This window comes from Propioniciclava sp. MC1683 (assembly GCF_014164675.1).
GTDB lineage: Bacteria > Actinomycetota > Actinomycetes > Propionibacteriales > Propionibacteriaceae > Propioniciclava.
Window position 1 is genome coordinate 1 of the sequence record NZ_JACJFX010000020.1, and the last position, 14027, is coordinate 14027.

Genomic DNA, 14027 nt, shown 5'->3' on the forward strand with positions numbered 1-14027 from the left:
CTACCGAGGCGTCACGAAGAACGACAACTGGCTCCACCAACGAGTCGCGGCGATCAACCTCCGCCGCCTCCTGAACCTCGGCCTCAGCTTCGGCAACACCGGCTGGGCGATCGCCTGACCAGCCCCGGAACGAGCTTGAACACCAACCACACGGGTCCACCACGACCCTCAGACAAGCGCGACGACCCCGCTGTCGCACTCAACTGCGCTGACTCACACTCGCGGCTCGACAGCCGCGGCGGCGTCCCACCCGCCACCCACGTCCAACCCGCCGTCAGATAGACGCCTTGTTCAGCAGGCTCCTAGGGGTCAGCCGCGCAGCCGGTACCCGCGGAACAGCACGGCGTGCGCGGTGCCGAGCGCGCGACCCTGGCCCCGCAGCATCTCGGGGATGAACTCGACCGGCTTCGGGTGTTCGGGCAGGTCCGCGAGGTAGGCCCGGTGGGCACCCAGGGACCCCACGGCGGCGGCCACGTCGGCCTCCGCCAGCCCGACGCCGTGCGTGGGGCGGTCGGAGCCGTGGACCAGCAGCCAGGTGGGCCCCCACTTCGGCAGCCCCTCGTCGGTGGCCAGCTCGGGGAACACCCACGTGTTGTCGGCGTCGCGGCAGGCGTCCAGCGTCGCCAGCCCGGCGGCGCGGTGGTCGGCCTGGTTGAGGCCCCAGGGTGCCTCGACGTCCCAGCTGCCGGTGACCACCACGTCGGGCCGGAACTGCCGGATCACCCGGGCGATGTCGCGGCGCAGCCCGAGCGTGGGTTCCAGCATCCCGTCGGGGTGGTCGAGGATGGTCAGCTGGTCGACGCCGACCGCGGCGCAGGCGTCCTTCTGCTCGCGGGCGCGCAGCGGCCCGACGACCTCGGGCGGTGACTGCATGCCGGCCTCGCCGGAGGTGAGCAGCAGGTAGGCGACCTCGACGCCGCGGGAGGTCCAGTGGTGGACGGCCGCCGAGGCGCCGTACTCCATGTCGTCGGGGTGCGCGACCACGCAGAGGACGCGGGTGAAGTCCTCGGGCAGGCGTTCGATGGCGGGCGCTGTCATGCGCGCAGCCTAGGTGCACCTGGCCCCGCTGCGGGAGAGGGCAGACCTCAGCCCCGCGGCGTCCACCCAGCGACCGAAGACGGGACCGCCCCCCTCGAGCTGGCGAGCGGCCGCGAAGGGGAGTTCGACGGGGTCGAAGCCGAGGTCGTCGAGCAGGGCGGCGACGGCCGCCCGCGCCTCGACGTCGTCGGACGCCGCGGCCACGGCCCGGCGCTCGGCGTGGCCGGCGGGGCGGGCGTCGGTCTCCATGTCGTGGTAGCCGAGGTGGTTCAGGGACTTCACCAGGCGCATCGCCGGGTTGAGGGACTGGACCCAGTGGCTGCTGGAGGGGGCGTCCTCGACCTCGTCGTGGCTGCCGTCGACCGGGTACCAGTGGTTCATCGCGTCGATGACGACCTTGCCGGACAGGGCGGGCAGGTCGACGGTGGTGGCCTTCGAGATCGGGACGGCGAGCACGACGATGTCGGCGCCGGCGACGACTTCCGCCTCGGGCACCAGGCGGGCGCCGGGCAGCATGGTCTCGACGATGAGGGACTGCATCGGTCGGGTCGGGCTCGCGGAGATGAGCACGTCCCAGCCGGACGCCAGCGCGAGGCGTCCGAGCGTCGTGCCGACCTTGCCGGCGCCGATGATCCCGAGTCGCTTGTCCACGTGGGCCCCAACGCCTCCACCCGTCGGGGCATTCCCGGCCGCGGGCAACCGGCTACCGTGGAGGTGACCCCGAACGTCAAGGAGCCTCCATGCGTCGGTTCACCCGACTCACCCTCGCACTGTTCCTCACGCTCGCCTTCGTGCTCGGTGTGGCGCCACGCGCCCAGGCCGACGACGACACCCCCCGCGAGTGGCGGATCACCCGCTACGACGCCCGCGTCGACGTCGCGGCCGACGGCCTGAGCACCGTCCGGATCGAGTTCGACTTCCACTTCGGCCGCAGCGCCGGGCACGGCCCGTTCGTCACGCTGCCGACCCAGCAGCGCGTCGAGGGCAACCCCGACCAGTGGCGGATGGTCGACATCACGCTCGGCGAGGTGACCAGCCCCAGCGGCGCGCCCGCCGAGACGTACGTGACCACCGAGGAGGGCAACCGGGTGATCCGGATCGGTCGCGAGGGCACTCGCGTCGACGGCACCCAGACCTACGTCATCAACTACACCGCGCGCGGCCTGCTGGCGCCGCGGCACGCGACCAGCGGCGTGGACGAGTTCAACTGGAACGTCATCGGCACCGGTTGGCAGGTGCCCATCGACGATGTCACCACGACCGTCACCGGCCCGGTCGGGATCACGCGCGTGGCGTGCTTCGAGGGGCGGCGCTTCGACCAGCCCTGTGAGGCGACCTCGGACGCCTCGACGGCCAGCTTCCACGCCTCCGGCCTCGAGCCGGGCCAGGGCGTCCAGGTCGTGGCCGGCTTCCCGGCGGGCACGTTCGTCGGCGCCGAGCCGCGGATCACCAAGCGCTACCACGTCGGCAACGTCATGCCCGTGACCCCCCTGTCGGTCGGCCTGACCGCCGCCATGACGGTGCTGGGCATCGGCGCGGTCCTGCTCAAGGCGCGGCGCTGGTCGCGCGACGAGGTGTACCTGGGCCTGACCCCGGGCGTCCGGCCGGCGCCGGGCGAGCAGGCCCGCGTGGGCCTGTCCGCCAAGCAGGCCCCCGTGGCCGTGCAGTTCACCCCGCCGCAGGGCGCCCGCGTGGGCGAGGTCGGCGTCCTGCTCGACACCCGGGCCGACAACGTCGACGTGACCGCGACCATCCTCGACCTGGCGGCCCGCGGGCACTACCAGATCGTCGAGGAGGGCAAGCACTGGCGGTTCGTGAAGCGGCAGAGCGCCGACGAGCTGACCCGCGCCGAGAAGCACATCGTCGACACCCTGTTCAAGCGGGGGAGCTCGGTCACCACGAAGGACCTGCGCGACAAGCGCTACCACAAGCTCCTGCCCGGGGCGCGCGAGAAGCTGAGCGACCGCGTGGTCAAGGACCTGCACTGGTTCAAGGGCAGCCCCCAGGCGGCGCAGGGCCTCGCGCTGGCCGGGGCGATCCTGCTCGTGCTGTCGGGCATCGCCGTCGGTGCCGTGCTCGGCTTCGCGTTCGGCCTCGGCCTCGTCGGCCTGGCCCCGGTCATCGCCGGCCTCGTGCTCGCGCCGCTGGCGTTCAAGGCCGGACGCCGCACCGCCGAGGGCTCGGCCGTGCTGGCCCAGTCGAAGGGCTTCGAGCTGTACCTCCGCACCGCCGAGGCCGACCAGATCAAGTTCGAGGAGGGCGTCGACGTGTTCTCCCGCTACCTGCCGTGGGCCACGATCTTCGGGGTGGCCGACCGCTGGGCGAAGATCTTCGAGCAGCTCGCCGCCGAGGGTCGCTACACGCCGCACGACGACTGGTACGTGGGGCACAGCCTCTACCAAGGGGCCTACTTCTCCTCGGCGATGAACGACCTCTCCCACACCCTGAGCGAGTCGATGCAGCAGGCCGTCTCGGCCCAGACCGCGGCGACGGCCGGGTCCTCCGGCGGGTCCGGCTTCTCCGGCGGCGGCGGCTTCGGTGGCGGTGGCGGCGGGGGCTGGTGAACCCGTGACGGCGTCCGAGATGCTCTTCACCACCCGTGACCTGCTGGTCGGGGTGGCCACGGCGTCCCTGCAGATCGAGGGCGGGGACCGCAACAACAACTGGTACGACTGGGCGCAACTCCCCGGCACGATCGCCGACGGGTCGACCCCGCTGCGGGCCACCGACCACTGGAACCGGTGGCGCGAGGACACCGACCTGATGGCGTCGCTCGGCCTGCAGACCTACCGCATGTCGGTGGAGTGGTCGCGCATCGAGCCGCGCCCCGGCGAGGTGGATCGCGGGGTCCTCGACCGGTACCGCGAGGAGGTCGCGGCCGTCCGCGCCGCCGGGATCGTGCCGCTCGTCACGCTGCACCACTTCAGCCACCCGTCCTGGTTCGCCGGGCTGGGCGGCTGGACGGCCCCGCACGCGGTCGACCGGTTCCTGCACCTCGTCGACGTCGTCGTGGACGCCCTCGGTGACCTCGTCACCGACTGGGTCACGATCAACGAGCCGAACGTGTACGCGGTGCAGTCGCACCTGTTCGGCGAGGGCCCGCCCGCCCACCGCGACTGGGGCGCGGCGCGCGCGACCCTGCGCCACATGGCGATCGCGCACTGCCGGGCCTACCACCGCATCCACGACGCCCAACCGGACGCCCGCGTCGGCTTCGCCCACCACGCGCGGGTCTTCGCGCCGCTGGACCCACGCAACCCGTTCCACCGGGCGGTCTCGGCGCTGGACCGGGCCCTGTTCCAGGACCTCCTGGCCGACGCCATGCTCGGCGGCCGCTTCACCCGCCTGCTCGGACGCCAACCCGCCGACATCGCACCCGGCCGCTACTACGACTACCTGGGCCTCAACTACTACGCCCGCAGCGCGGTGAAGGGGCTGGCCGACGGGACGTTCCCCGGCGCGCCGGTCAACGACCTGGGCTGGGAGGTCTACCCGGCCGGCCTGGTCGAGGTGGCCCGCGACCTGCACGAGCGGTTCCCGGCGCCCATCTGGGTGACCGAGAACGGGACGGCGGATGCCGCCGACGCCTTCCGGAGCCGCTACGTGTACGAGCACCTGGCGGCGATGGCGTCCAGCGGGTTGCCGTTCGCGCGCTACTACCACTGGTGCTTCGTCGACAACTGGGAGTGGCGCGAGGGCGAGGACCCCCGCTTCGGCATCGTCGCCCTGGACTACGAGACCCAGGAGCGCACCGTGCGTGACTCGGGGCGGTTCCTGGCGGCCGTGATCCGCGACGGCGGGGTGTCCCGCGCCACGTACGAGGAATTCGTCGCCGGGCAGACCTACCCCAGCGGCCCGCGGTAACCCCGGAGCGAGAGCACCCGGCGCATGCCGAGTGACTCGTAGAGGGTGATCGCGGGGGCGCGGTCGTCCTCGACCGTGAGGTGCACCTTGCCCGGGTTGCCGGACGCCGCCAGCAGCCGGGCGAGCCCACCGAGCAGGCCGCGGGCCAGGCCGAGCCCGCGATACCCGGCGTCCACGGCCATGAAGTCGATGTAGGCGTGGCCGTCGTCCTGGAGTTGGCCCGAGGCGTACCCCACCACGGCCCCACCGCGGTCGACCACCAGGGTCGTGTGTCGGGTGAGCAGCTGCGCGGTCGTGGCATAGGTGTTGGGGAACTCGGACCCGTGCAGTGCCGCCAGCGCGGGCAGGTCGTCCTGCGTCGCGAGCCGGACGCCCTCGGTCGACGGCCAGTGGGTGATCGCGTCGGCGGCCACCGCGTAGGCGTGGTTGACCTTGGTCGCGCGCCAGCCCAGGTGCTCGCCGAGGTCGGCCATGCCGGTGTTCGCGATGTCGCCGCTGAACTCGAACTCGGTGATGCCGGCCGGGCACTGGGCGGCCACCGCACGCACCAGGGCCTCGCCCACCTCGACGAACGTTCCTTCGGCGGCCCACGGGCCGTGGACCCAGGCGCGGCCGACCTCGGTGTCCCACTCGGCCAGCGCGGCCGCCGTCAGCGTGCCGTCGCGCCGGATGACGCGTGCGGTGTCGAGCCACGGCTGGTCGAGGCCCTCGAGCTCGGCCTCGATCCCGGCCGCCTCGTCGCCGAGGTACGCGGTGGCCGAGGCCGGGGAGGCCTGCTGGGCGACGATGAAGGCGAGCAGCTCGCCGCGGTCGGTGGTCGCGATGGGTTCTGTCACGCCCCCCATCGTGGCAGGGTGGGCCCCATGTGCCGCAACATCCGCCCGCTGTTCAACTTCGAACCGCCCGCGTACCCCGACGAGGTGCACGAGGCGGCGCTGCAGTATGTCCGCAAGATCAGCGGCATGACCAAGCCGTCGCTCGCCAACACCGCCGCCTTCGAGGCGGCCGTGGCCGAGGTCGAGGCCGCCACCCAGCGGCTGGTCGACTCGTTGACCACGTCGGCCACCCCGAAGGACCGCGACGTCGAGCGCGAGAGGGCCAGGGCCCGCAGCGCCGCCCGCTTCGGTACCGCCTGACCCGTCAGAGCAGACCCATCACCGTCGGCAGCCACAGCGAGATCTGCGGCACGAAGACGACGATGAGCAGGCCGAAGAACAGGGCCACCAGGAACCAGGCGAGTTTGGCCACGACCGGTTCGATCTTGAGCCCGGCGACGCGGGCACCGACGAACAGGACGTTCCCGACCGGTGGGGTGATCACGCCGACCGACAGGCTGTAGACGATCATCGTGCCGAAGTGCACCGGGTCGATCCCGAAGGTCAGGACGATCGGCAGGAAGATCGGCGTGAAGATCAGGATCGCCGGGGTCGGGTCCATGAACGTGCCGACGATCAGCAGGATCACCATCATGATCATGAGGATCACGTTCGGGTTCTGCGACAGGCCGAGCAGTCCGTCCGACACGATGCGGGGGATGTGCCCCAGCGACATGACGAACGACAGCACCGTCGACACCGCGACCAGCAGCATGACGATCGCGGTCGTGCGGGCGGCCTCCATGAAGATTCCGGGGAGGTCCTTGATCTTCACCTGCCGGTAGATGAAGCCGAGCAGCAGGCAGTAGACGACGGCGACGGCCGACGACTCGGTCGCGGTGAAGAAGCCGGCCAGGATGCCGCCGACCACGATCACGATCATGAGCAGCGACGGGACGGCCCGCCAGATGGTCAGCAGTGCCAGCCCCACCGTGGGGCGCTCGGTGCTGCGGCTGCCGCCGTAGCGCATGCCCAGGAAGCCGACCACGACCATGCAGGCCACCACCCAGACCAGGCCGGGGCCGACCCCTGCCAGGAACAGGGCCGCCACCGAGGTCGACGACACCAACGAGTACACGATGAACGTGTTCGATGGCGGGAGGAGCATGCCCGCCGGCGCGGAGGCGACGTTGACGGCCGCGGCGAAGTTGCGGTCGTACTTGTCCTCGCGCATGCGGGGGGTCATGACTGTGCCGATGGCGGCGGCCGCGGCGACGGCGGCACCCGACACGGCGCCGAACAGGGCGTTGGCCAGCACGTTGGTGTGGGCCAGCGAGTTCGGCATCCGGCCGACGAGCACCTTGGCGGCGTCGATGAGCCGGCCGGCGATGCCGCCCTGGTTCATCAACACCCCGGCGAGCACGAAGAACGGGATCGCCAGCAGGGTGAAGCTGTTGATGCCGGTGAACATGCGTTGCGCCGAGACCAGCGCCGCGCGGTCGTAGTCGAGCAGCACCATGAGGGCGCCGAAGCTGGACAGCCCGATGCCGACCGCGATCGGGATGCCCAGGATGATGGAAACAGCGATGCCGAGGACCAGCACGAGGCCGGCGAGCAGGATGGGATCCATGTCTCATGCCTCCTTGGGGGCGCGGGTCGAGCCCGGGGCGTCCGGGCTGTCAGGGCCGACGGGCAGGGCACCCTCGGCGGCCATCTCGTCGAGGAGTTGCTCCTCCTCGCTGGCGGGGAAGGGTGGCTCGGCACCCGAGGCGATGTTGATGATGTGCTCGATCGCGAAGATGATGATGATCACGCCCGCGACGGGGAGCACGTAGTACATCTGGCCCAGGGTGAGGAAGTCGAGCGCGGACAGCCGCTGGTTGCTGGCGCCGCCGCTGGCGCGGATGCCGCCGTAGACCATGAGCGTGGCCGCGAAGAAGATGATCGCCACCTGCACGAACAGGCTGACCGCCTTGGTCGCGCCGCCCAGGCGGGTGGCGATGAAGTCGACCGCGATGTGGCCGCGCTCGCCGAACAGGAAGGCCGCGGCGAACAGGCCCAGCCACACGAAGATCATGCGGGACGCCTCGTCGGTCCACGCCTGGGGCCGGCCGAGGACCAGCCGGGCGAACACCTGCCAGACGACCACGATGACCAGCGCGGCGAACAGCACCACGCAGATCCACTTCAGCGCCGTCATCAGCGCACGGGTGAGGGTTCTCATGAGGTCGACACCTCCCGGGTCCGTTCGTAGATGGACTTCTGCACGTCGCTGGTCAGCAGCGACTCGGCCAGCGGCGTGAGCCGCTCGTCGAAGGCGGCCGTGTCGATCTCCTCGAAGGTGGCACCGCCGGCCGTGCAGCCGTCGATCGCCTCCTGCGTCGACTGGCCCCACAGCTCGGTGAAGTGCTCCATGCAGCGGGCCCACTCGGCGTCGAAGATCGGGCGCACCTCGGCGGGCAGGTCATCGAGCATGGACGCGCTGGCCACCATGTAGTCGATGCCGACCAGGTGCTTGGTGTAGGAGTACACCGGCGCCACCTCGTAGTGCTTCTGCGTCCAGTACGAGACCTCGTTGTTCTCGGCGCCGTCGAGCACGCCGGCCTGCAGGGCGGTGTACACCTCGCCGAACGCCATCGGCGTCGGGCTGCCGCCCATGGCCTCGATCATGCGCAGCATGACGGGGCTCTCCTGGACGCGGACCTTCAGCCCCCGCATGTCGTCGGGGGACGTCACGGCGCGCTTGGCGTAGATGTTGCGCTCGCCCTGGGTGAAGGCCCCGATGACGAGCAGGTTGTTGGACTGCTGCAGCGACCGGAACAGGTCGCCGCTGATGGACTCGTCGCGGACCACGCGCATCTGGTGGTCGACGTCGTCGAACACGCGCGGCACGTTGAACACCCGGAAGTCCTGGTTGATGTTCTCGAGCTGGGTGGAGGAGATGATGGCCAGGTCGACGATGTTGTTGCGCTGCAGGTTGAGGATCTCCTGCTGGGCGCCCAGCACCTCGTTGGCGAAGATGTCGATGAGGAACTCGCCGTCGGTGGCGGCCTCGAACGACTTGCTGAACGCGTCGAGGGCGAGGAAGGAGGGGTGCGTCTCTGTCTGGTTCAGGGCGAGGCGGAGGATCCGTTTCGATCCGGTTCCGGGCCCGCCCGCACAGCCGGCGAGGCTGCCCGCCAGGGCAGCGGCCAGACCCGCTGTGAGCAGGGTGCGACGGTGCATGCTCATCCTTTCCATGTTTCTTCGGGGTAGGGGTCATGGTTCAGGGGCAGGATGCCGGTCACCCTAAGCCCCGTGGGATCGCACCGCGAGTATTGCATCAAACTGGCAGTCCATTCTCAGGAATGGCAGGGTGGGCCGCATGAGCATCCCCGACCTCACCCGCCGCTCGCTGGAGGTGGCGCCCGGGCTGCTGGGCTGCGTGCTGCGCTTCGGTGACACCGCGGTGCGGCTGGTCGAGGTGGAGGCGTACGAGGGGGCCGACGACCCGGCCTCGCACGCGTGGCGCGGGCAGACCCGGCGCAACGCCACCATGTTCGAGCCCGGCGGCGGGATCTACGTCTACACGATGCACGGGCACGCCTGCATGAACATCGTCTGCGGGCCGCAGGGCACCGCCTCCGCGGTGCTGGTCCGGGCCGGCGAGGTGGTCGAGGGCCTCGACAGGGCCAAGCAGCGGCGTCCGGGCGTGCGCGAGGAGTGGCTCGCCCGCGGTCCCGGCAACCTGTGCCGCGCGCTCGGCATCACCCGCGAGCAGGACGGCACCCGCTTCGGCACCCACGGCCTGGAGCTCCTGCCCGGCAGCCCCCCGGTCGCCGTGCGCACCGGCCCGCGTGTCAACGTCTCCCGGGCCTGGGACCTGCCGTGGCGGTTCTGGGACTCCGGGTCGGCGTCCGTGTCGGCCCACAAGGCGCACCCGAACGCTCGTTAGGGTGGGGGCGTGGTCGAGGACTTCCTCATCGCGCGTAACCCCGAGCCGGGGTCGACGCTGCCGTACCTGCTGCGGATCCCGCTGCCGGGGCGTCCGGTGGTGCTCAAGGCCAAGGACACCTGGCCGCGCACCGCGAAGGTCTACTGCCACCGCGCCGAGTGGCCCGACGACGCCGAGGTCGTCGAACGGGTCCCGGTGCGGTCGTGCGTGCAGCGCGGCGCGGCCATCGACCTCGTGCTCGACCGCGGCCGCGAGAACCGTTCGCAGTTCGTGATGACCAACGCGCGCGGGCGGCAGATGATCTTCTGGCAGAGCGCGCGCACCACCAAGCAGGCGCGGCCGGGGGTGCGGACGCCGACGGCGAGGGCGTCCGGGCTGGCCAGCTTCGAGGTGCTGGTTGACGTGCACGAGCGCTATGCGTGGAAGTTCAGCGGCGAGCAGGTGACGACGGTCAAGCGTCCGCTCACCGCCGGCGACTACGCCGTCGAGCGGGACGGGCGCGTGCTGGCGGCGGTCGAGCGCAAGTCGCTGGCCGACCTGGTGGCGACCCTGACCTCGGGCAAGCTGCGCTACGTGCTGGCCGACCTGGCCGCCCTCCCGCGCGCCGCGGTCGTCGTCGAGGACCGCTATTCGGCCATCTTCGCCCTTGAGCGCGTGCGTCCGGCCGTGGTCGCCGACGGCATCGCCGAGATGGCCGTGCGCTTCCCCGGTGTGCCGATCATCTTCGCCGAGACGCGCGCGCTCGCCCAGCAGTGGACCTACCGCTTCCTCGGCGCCTGCCTGGCCGAACTGCGGGACGCCGAGGTCGGTGAGGTGCGCGTCGCCGAGTTGGCCACGGGGCCGGCCCTGCCGCGGCGGGAGCCGACGACCGCCGAGATCCGGGCGTGGGCGCTGGGCGAGGGACTGGCCGTGTCGGCGCGGGGCGGGCGGCTGCCCGCCGAGGTCCGGGACGCCTGGGAGCGCGCGCACCCCTGACCGACCGTAGGCTGGGCCCATGGCGAAGGTGGTGGCGTGCCCCGCGTGCGGCACGAAGAATCGGGTTCCGGCGGCGTCGACGGGGCATCCCCGGTGCGCCTCGTGCAAGCAGGACCTGCCCTGGCTGGTCGAGGCCGGTGACCGCACCTTCGACGCCGTCGTCGACACGCCGCTGCTGGTCGTGCTCGACCTGTGGGCGCCCTGGTGCGGCCCGTGCCGGATGATCGCGCCGATCCTGGACAAGATCGCCGTCGACTATGCCGGCCGCGTCAAGGTCGTCAAGGTTAACGTCGACGACAACCCCGACGTGTCGTACCAGTTCAAGGTGCAGAGCATCCCGCTGGTGCTGCTGCTCAAGGGTGGCCAGACCGTCGACACCCTGATGGGCGCCCAGTCGCCGCAGGCCTACCGGCAGAAGATCGACGCCGCGCTGGCCTGACCGACGGCCCCGGACGCCGTCCTCAGTGGAACCGCAGCACCTCCGCGGGCGCGCGGCGGGGTGAGCGCGTCCGACGGGCGCCCGGGGCGGGGTGGCCCAGGCCGACGAGCATGAGGACGTCCTCGTGCTCGGGGATGTCGGCGGCCGTCCGCAGCGCACGCGTGGCGGCGTTGGTGCGGCTCCAGTTGAGCATGATGTTGCCGATACCCAGGCCGTGCAGCGCCCACGAGAACGACATGGCGAACAGGCCGCCGTCGATCCACTGCTGGTTGCGCTCGCCGGCACCGGCCATCAGCCGGGTGTCGACGGTGAGCACGACGACGGCCGGGATGTCGTGTCCGAAGCCCGCCGAGCCCTGGTGCAGCGCGAGGATGCGGTCGACGTCCGCCCGCCCCAGGAACGCGTGCACGCGCGCCGCCTGCCGGTTGCACACCGACGGCGTGCGTTGGGCCAACGCGGTCGCCCGCTCGATGTCGGCCCGCGTCACCGCCTTCTCGGCGTCGAAGTGGCGCAGCGAGTAGCGGCTGGCGAAGAAACCGTCGAGCACGGCCGGGTCGAGCCCGGGCCAGGGTTCCAGCGGCACGGTCAGCACCGGGTCGCGCTCGCCCGTGGTGTTGAACCCCTCCCGGGCCGCCAGCGCCTCGCGCCCGTGGACGACCCAGGCCGGCTCGTCGGGGCCCTCTTCGGGCAGCAGGGCGGTCAACCGGTCGGCCGGCCCGGCGCCGAACCCGCCGCGCGGTTCGCGCATGGCCAGGGCCTTCTCGACGCGGTGGGAGTCCTTGGCGATCTGCGTCTCGAGGTGGCAGGCGGCGTCGTCGGCCCGCACGCTGCCCTCGGTCGGCGTCGAGTGCCGGACGTACCGCACCCAGTCGGCCAGGAACTCCCGGCCGTTCAGCACCGCCTCCCGCACCACGCGGAGGCGCCGGCCGATCATGGCCGCACTTCCACTCATGGTGCTGAGCGTACGAGCCAGTCGTCGACTTCGCGCAGCCACCGCGATTTGTCGGTGTCCGAGGCGAAGGACGCCTCGATCGAGGCCTTGGCCATCCCCGCGAGCTCGCGGTCGGTCAGGCCGTGGATGTCGCGGGCCGCCTCGTACTGGTCCACCAGCCGCGACAGGAACAGCAGGGGGTCGTCGGCCCCGAGCGCGACCTGGGCGCCGGCGTCCAACAAGGTGGTCAGGGGCACGTCGGCGAGCGTGGGGTACACGCCCAGCGACACGTTCGAGGCGGGGCACACCTCGAAGGCGACGCCGCGGTCGATGAGCCGCGCGAGCAACTCGGGGTCCTCGACGGCCCGCACCCCGTGCCCGATCCGCGTGGGTTCCAGGTGCTCGACGACCTCGGCCAGATGCTCGGGGCCACGCAACTCGCCGCCGTGCGGCACGCCGGGCAGGCCGGCCCGGCGGGCGATGCGGAAGGCGCCGTCCCACTCCTGGGTGTCGCCCTCCCACTCGTTGTTGTTCAGCCCGAACGCGCACACCTCGCCGGCCCCCTGCCCGGCGTGCCGGGCGGCCAGCCGGGCCAGCGTGCGCGCGTCGAACGGGTGGCGGATCCGGGACGCCGCGACCACGATCCCCACCTGCACCCCGGTCTCCCGCGAGGCGATGACGGCTTCGTCGCAGATGATCTCCAGGGCGGGTTGCAGCCCGCCGACCGAGTGCGCGTACGACGTCGGGTCGACCTGCAGCTCCAGGCGCCGCGAGCCCTCGGCGGCGTCCTCGGCCGCGGCGGAGCGGACGACGGTGCGGAGGGCGTCCTCACCCTGGACGGCGGCGCGCGCGATGTCGTAGAACCGCTGGAACCGGTACCAACCCCGCTTGTCAGCGGGAACGTCGAGGGCGATCGAGTCGACCAGCTGCTCGGGCAGCTCGATGCCGCGGGCGTCGGCCAGGTCGACCAGCGTGGGCACGCTCAGCGACCCGGTGAAGTGCAGGTGCAGGTGGGCCTTCGGCAGGGCGGCCAGCGCGCGAGCTTCGACGGGCTCAGCCACCGGGAACCACCATGGCCCGACCCTACACGTGGGTCTTGGCCAACGTCTCGCGCACGGCCCGGGCGACGACGGACGCCCCGGCGTCGCCCAGCGTGATCGTGTAGTGGTTCACGCCCGGCACCTCGACGAGGTCGACGCGCGGCTGGCGGGCCACCTGCGCGGCCGCCCAGTCGGCGGGGAACAGTCCGCCCGGGTCGTCGACCATGCCGCGCTCGGCGCGCAGGAAGGTCGCGTCGACGGCCAGCTCGCGCAGCGCGACCGCCGCGTCGTTGCCCGGCGTGACCAGGTCGCGGGAGTCGGCGGCCATCGCTGCGTAGGCGGTCGCCGGGTGCAGGCGTCCGTCGTCGGCGACGAGGTCGTAGTCGACGTAGGACTCGATGTCGGGCGTCCACTCGGCGAAGGCGGGGTGTGCCCGCCAGAAGGCGCGGTACTCCTCGGGGGAGGCGAAGGTGCGCGAGAGGCGTTCGGCCGCTGGGCCGAGGGTGCGGCGCAGCGACTCCTCGGGGTCGAGGGTCGGGTCGACCTGCAGCGGCAGGCCGCCGTCGACGAGCACGAGGCTAGACACGAGCTGCGGGTGGCGGTGGGCCAGGGTCAGGGCCACGTACCCGCCCATCGAGTGGCCGGAGACCACGCACCGGCCGACGCCGAGCCCGTCCAGCACGGCGGCGACGTCGTCGGCGTGCCGGGCCATGCCGTACGGACCGGGCAGGGACCGCGAGCCGCCGCGTCCGCGCAGGTCGGGGGCGACGATGCGCACGTCGGGCAGCTGCCGGGCCAGCGGGGCCCACGCGCGGTGCGACGAGGTGATGCCGTGGATGGCCAGGATGGTCGGGGTGCTGTCGTCGGCTGAGCTTGTCGAAGCCCCTTCGACAGGCTCAGGGATCCGGTCAGGCTCAGGGATCCGGTCAGGCTCGGGCTCCCACACCCCGACGTGCAGCCCGTTGGCCGCGTCGAACTCACGGAACATGAC

The 14027-nt window shown here is 71.9% G+C and carries 15 protein-coding genes; 6 read left to right on the forward strand and 9 right to left on the reverse strand.

The features are described 5' to 3' along the window. Positions 1–309 precede the first annotated feature (309 nt). Together H5397_RS11790 and H5397_RS11795 are read right to left on the reverse strand one after the other, a co-directional pair. Positions 310–1038: a PIG-L deacetylase family protein gene (locus tag H5397_RS11790; protein ID WP_182817646.1), complete on the reverse strand. Its 729-nt coding sequence runs from the start codon at positions 1036–1038 to the stop codon at positions 310–312. A 9-nt stretch (positions 1039–1047) separates the two neighbouring features. Continuing rightward, the gene (locus tag H5397_RS11795) at positions 1048–1689 is read right to left on the reverse strand and encodes an NADPH-dependent F420 reductase (protein ID WP_182817647.1); all 642 of its coding nucleotides are present in this window, start codon (positions 1687–1689) and stop codon (positions 1048–1050) included. A gap of 89 nt (positions 1690–1778) precedes the next feature. On the opposite strand from H5397_RS11795, the gene H5397_RS11800 reads away from it, so the two are divergent. Both H5397_RS11800 and H5397_RS11805 read left to right on the forward strand, forming a co-directional pair. After that, positions 1779–3602 carry a DUF2207 domain-containing protein gene (locus tag H5397_RS11800; RefSeq protein ID WP_182817648.1) on the forward strand — a complete coding sequence of 608 codons (1824 nt, stop codon included), beginning with the start codon at positions 1779–1781 and terminating at the stop codon, positions 3600–3602. Between the two features lie 4 nt (positions 3603–3606). Next, the gene (locus H5397_RS11805; protein ID WP_220492229.1) at positions 3607–4902 is read left to right on the forward strand and encodes a family 1 glycosylhydrolase; all 1296 of its coding nucleotides are present in this window, start codon (positions 3607–3609) and stop codon (positions 4900–4902) included. Here the strand turns inward: H5397_RS11805 and H5397_RS18900 are convergent. After that, positions 4881–5738, reverse strand: coding sequence for a GNAT family N-acetyltransferase (locus H5397_RS18900; protein ID WP_182817650.1), 858 nt, complete (start codon positions 5736–5738; stop codon positions 4881–4883). The two genes, H5397_RS11805 and H5397_RS18900, sit on opposite strands and share 22 nt — an antisense overlap. Positions 5739–5765: 27 nt before the next feature. On the opposite strand from H5397_RS18900, the gene H5397_RS11815 reads away from it, so the two are divergent. Beyond that, complete coding sequence (locus tag H5397_RS11815; protein ID WP_182817651.1) at positions 5766–6038, forward strand: DUF2277 domain-containing protein; 273 nt, start codon at positions 5766–5768, stop codon at positions 6036–6038. Between the two features lie 4 nt (positions 6039–6042). Here the strand turns inward: H5397_RS11815 and H5397_RS11820 are convergent, their stop codons facing one another. Genes H5397_RS11820 through H5397_RS11830 form a run of 3 tightly spaced genes read right to left on the reverse strand, consistent with a single transcriptional unit; the run spans position 6043 to position 8942 of the window. Then, positions 6043–7347: a TRAP transporter large permease gene (locus H5397_RS11820; protein WP_182817653.1), complete on the reverse strand. Its 1305-nt coding sequence runs from the start codon at positions 7345–7347 to the stop codon at positions 6043–6045. A gap of 3 nt (positions 7348–7350) precedes the next feature. Continuing rightward, positions 7351–7941, reverse strand: a complete 591-nt coding sequence (locus tag H5397_RS11825) for a TRAP transporter small permease (RefSeq protein ID WP_182817655.1) — start codon at positions 7939–7941, stop codon at positions 7351–7353. Beyond that, a complete protein-coding gene (locus H5397_RS11830; RefSeq protein WP_182817657.1) occupies positions 7938–8942 on the reverse strand; it encodes a TRAP transporter substrate-binding protein in 1005 nt (334 codons plus the stop codon). Before H5397_RS11830 ends, H5397_RS11825 begins: the two co-directional genes overlap by 4 nt. Before the next feature lie 139 nt (positions 8943–9081). Between H5397_RS11830 and H5397_RS11835 the strand changes: the two genes are divergently transcribed. The 3 genes from H5397_RS11835 to trxA are packed head-to-tail and all read left to right on the forward strand — an operon-like array spanning position 9082 to position 11065. Beyond that, complete coding sequence (locus H5397_RS11835; RefSeq protein ID WP_182817658.1) at positions 9082–9651, forward strand: DNA-3-methyladenine glycosylase; 570 nt, start codon at positions 9082–9084, stop codon at positions 9649–9651. 9 nt (positions 9652–9660) lie between these two features. Further along, the gene (locus H5397_RS11840) at positions 9661–10626 is read left to right on the forward strand and encodes an ERCC4 domain-containing protein (RefSeq protein WP_182817660.1); all 966 of its coding nucleotides are present in this window, start codon (positions 9661–9663) and stop codon (positions 10624–10626) included. 19 nt (positions 10627–10645) lie between these two features. Then, positions 10646–11065 carry a thioredoxin gene (gene trxA / locus H5397_RS11845; protein WP_182817661.1) on the forward strand — a complete coding sequence of 140 codons (420 nt, stop codon included), beginning with the start codon at positions 10646–10648 and terminating at the stop codon, positions 11063–11065. Between the two features lie 22 nt (positions 11066–11087). Here trxA and H5397_RS11850 read toward each other — a convergent pair whose 3' ends face one another. Genes H5397_RS11850 through H5397_RS11860 form a run of 3 tightly spaced genes read right to left on the reverse strand, consistent with a single transcriptional unit; the run spans position 11088 to position 14024 of the window. Further along, complete coding sequence (locus H5397_RS11850) at positions 11088–12017, reverse strand: nitroreductase family protein (protein WP_182817662.1); 930 nt, start codon at positions 12015–12017, stop codon at positions 11088–11090. After that, positions 12014–13057 carry an adenosine deaminase gene (locus H5397_RS11855; RefSeq protein WP_182817664.1) on the reverse strand — a complete coding sequence of 348 codons (1044 nt, stop codon included), beginning with the start codon at positions 13055–13057 and terminating at the stop codon, positions 12014–12016. The genes H5397_RS11850 and H5397_RS11855 overlap by 4 nt, the downstream gene beginning before the upstream one ends. A 22-nt stretch (positions 13058–13079) precedes the next feature. Beyond that, complete coding sequence (locus tag H5397_RS11860) at positions 13080–14024, reverse strand: alpha/beta fold hydrolase (RefSeq protein ID WP_182817665.1); 945 nt, start codon at positions 14022–14024, stop codon at positions 13080–13082. Positions 14025–14027: the final 3 nt, after the last annotated feature.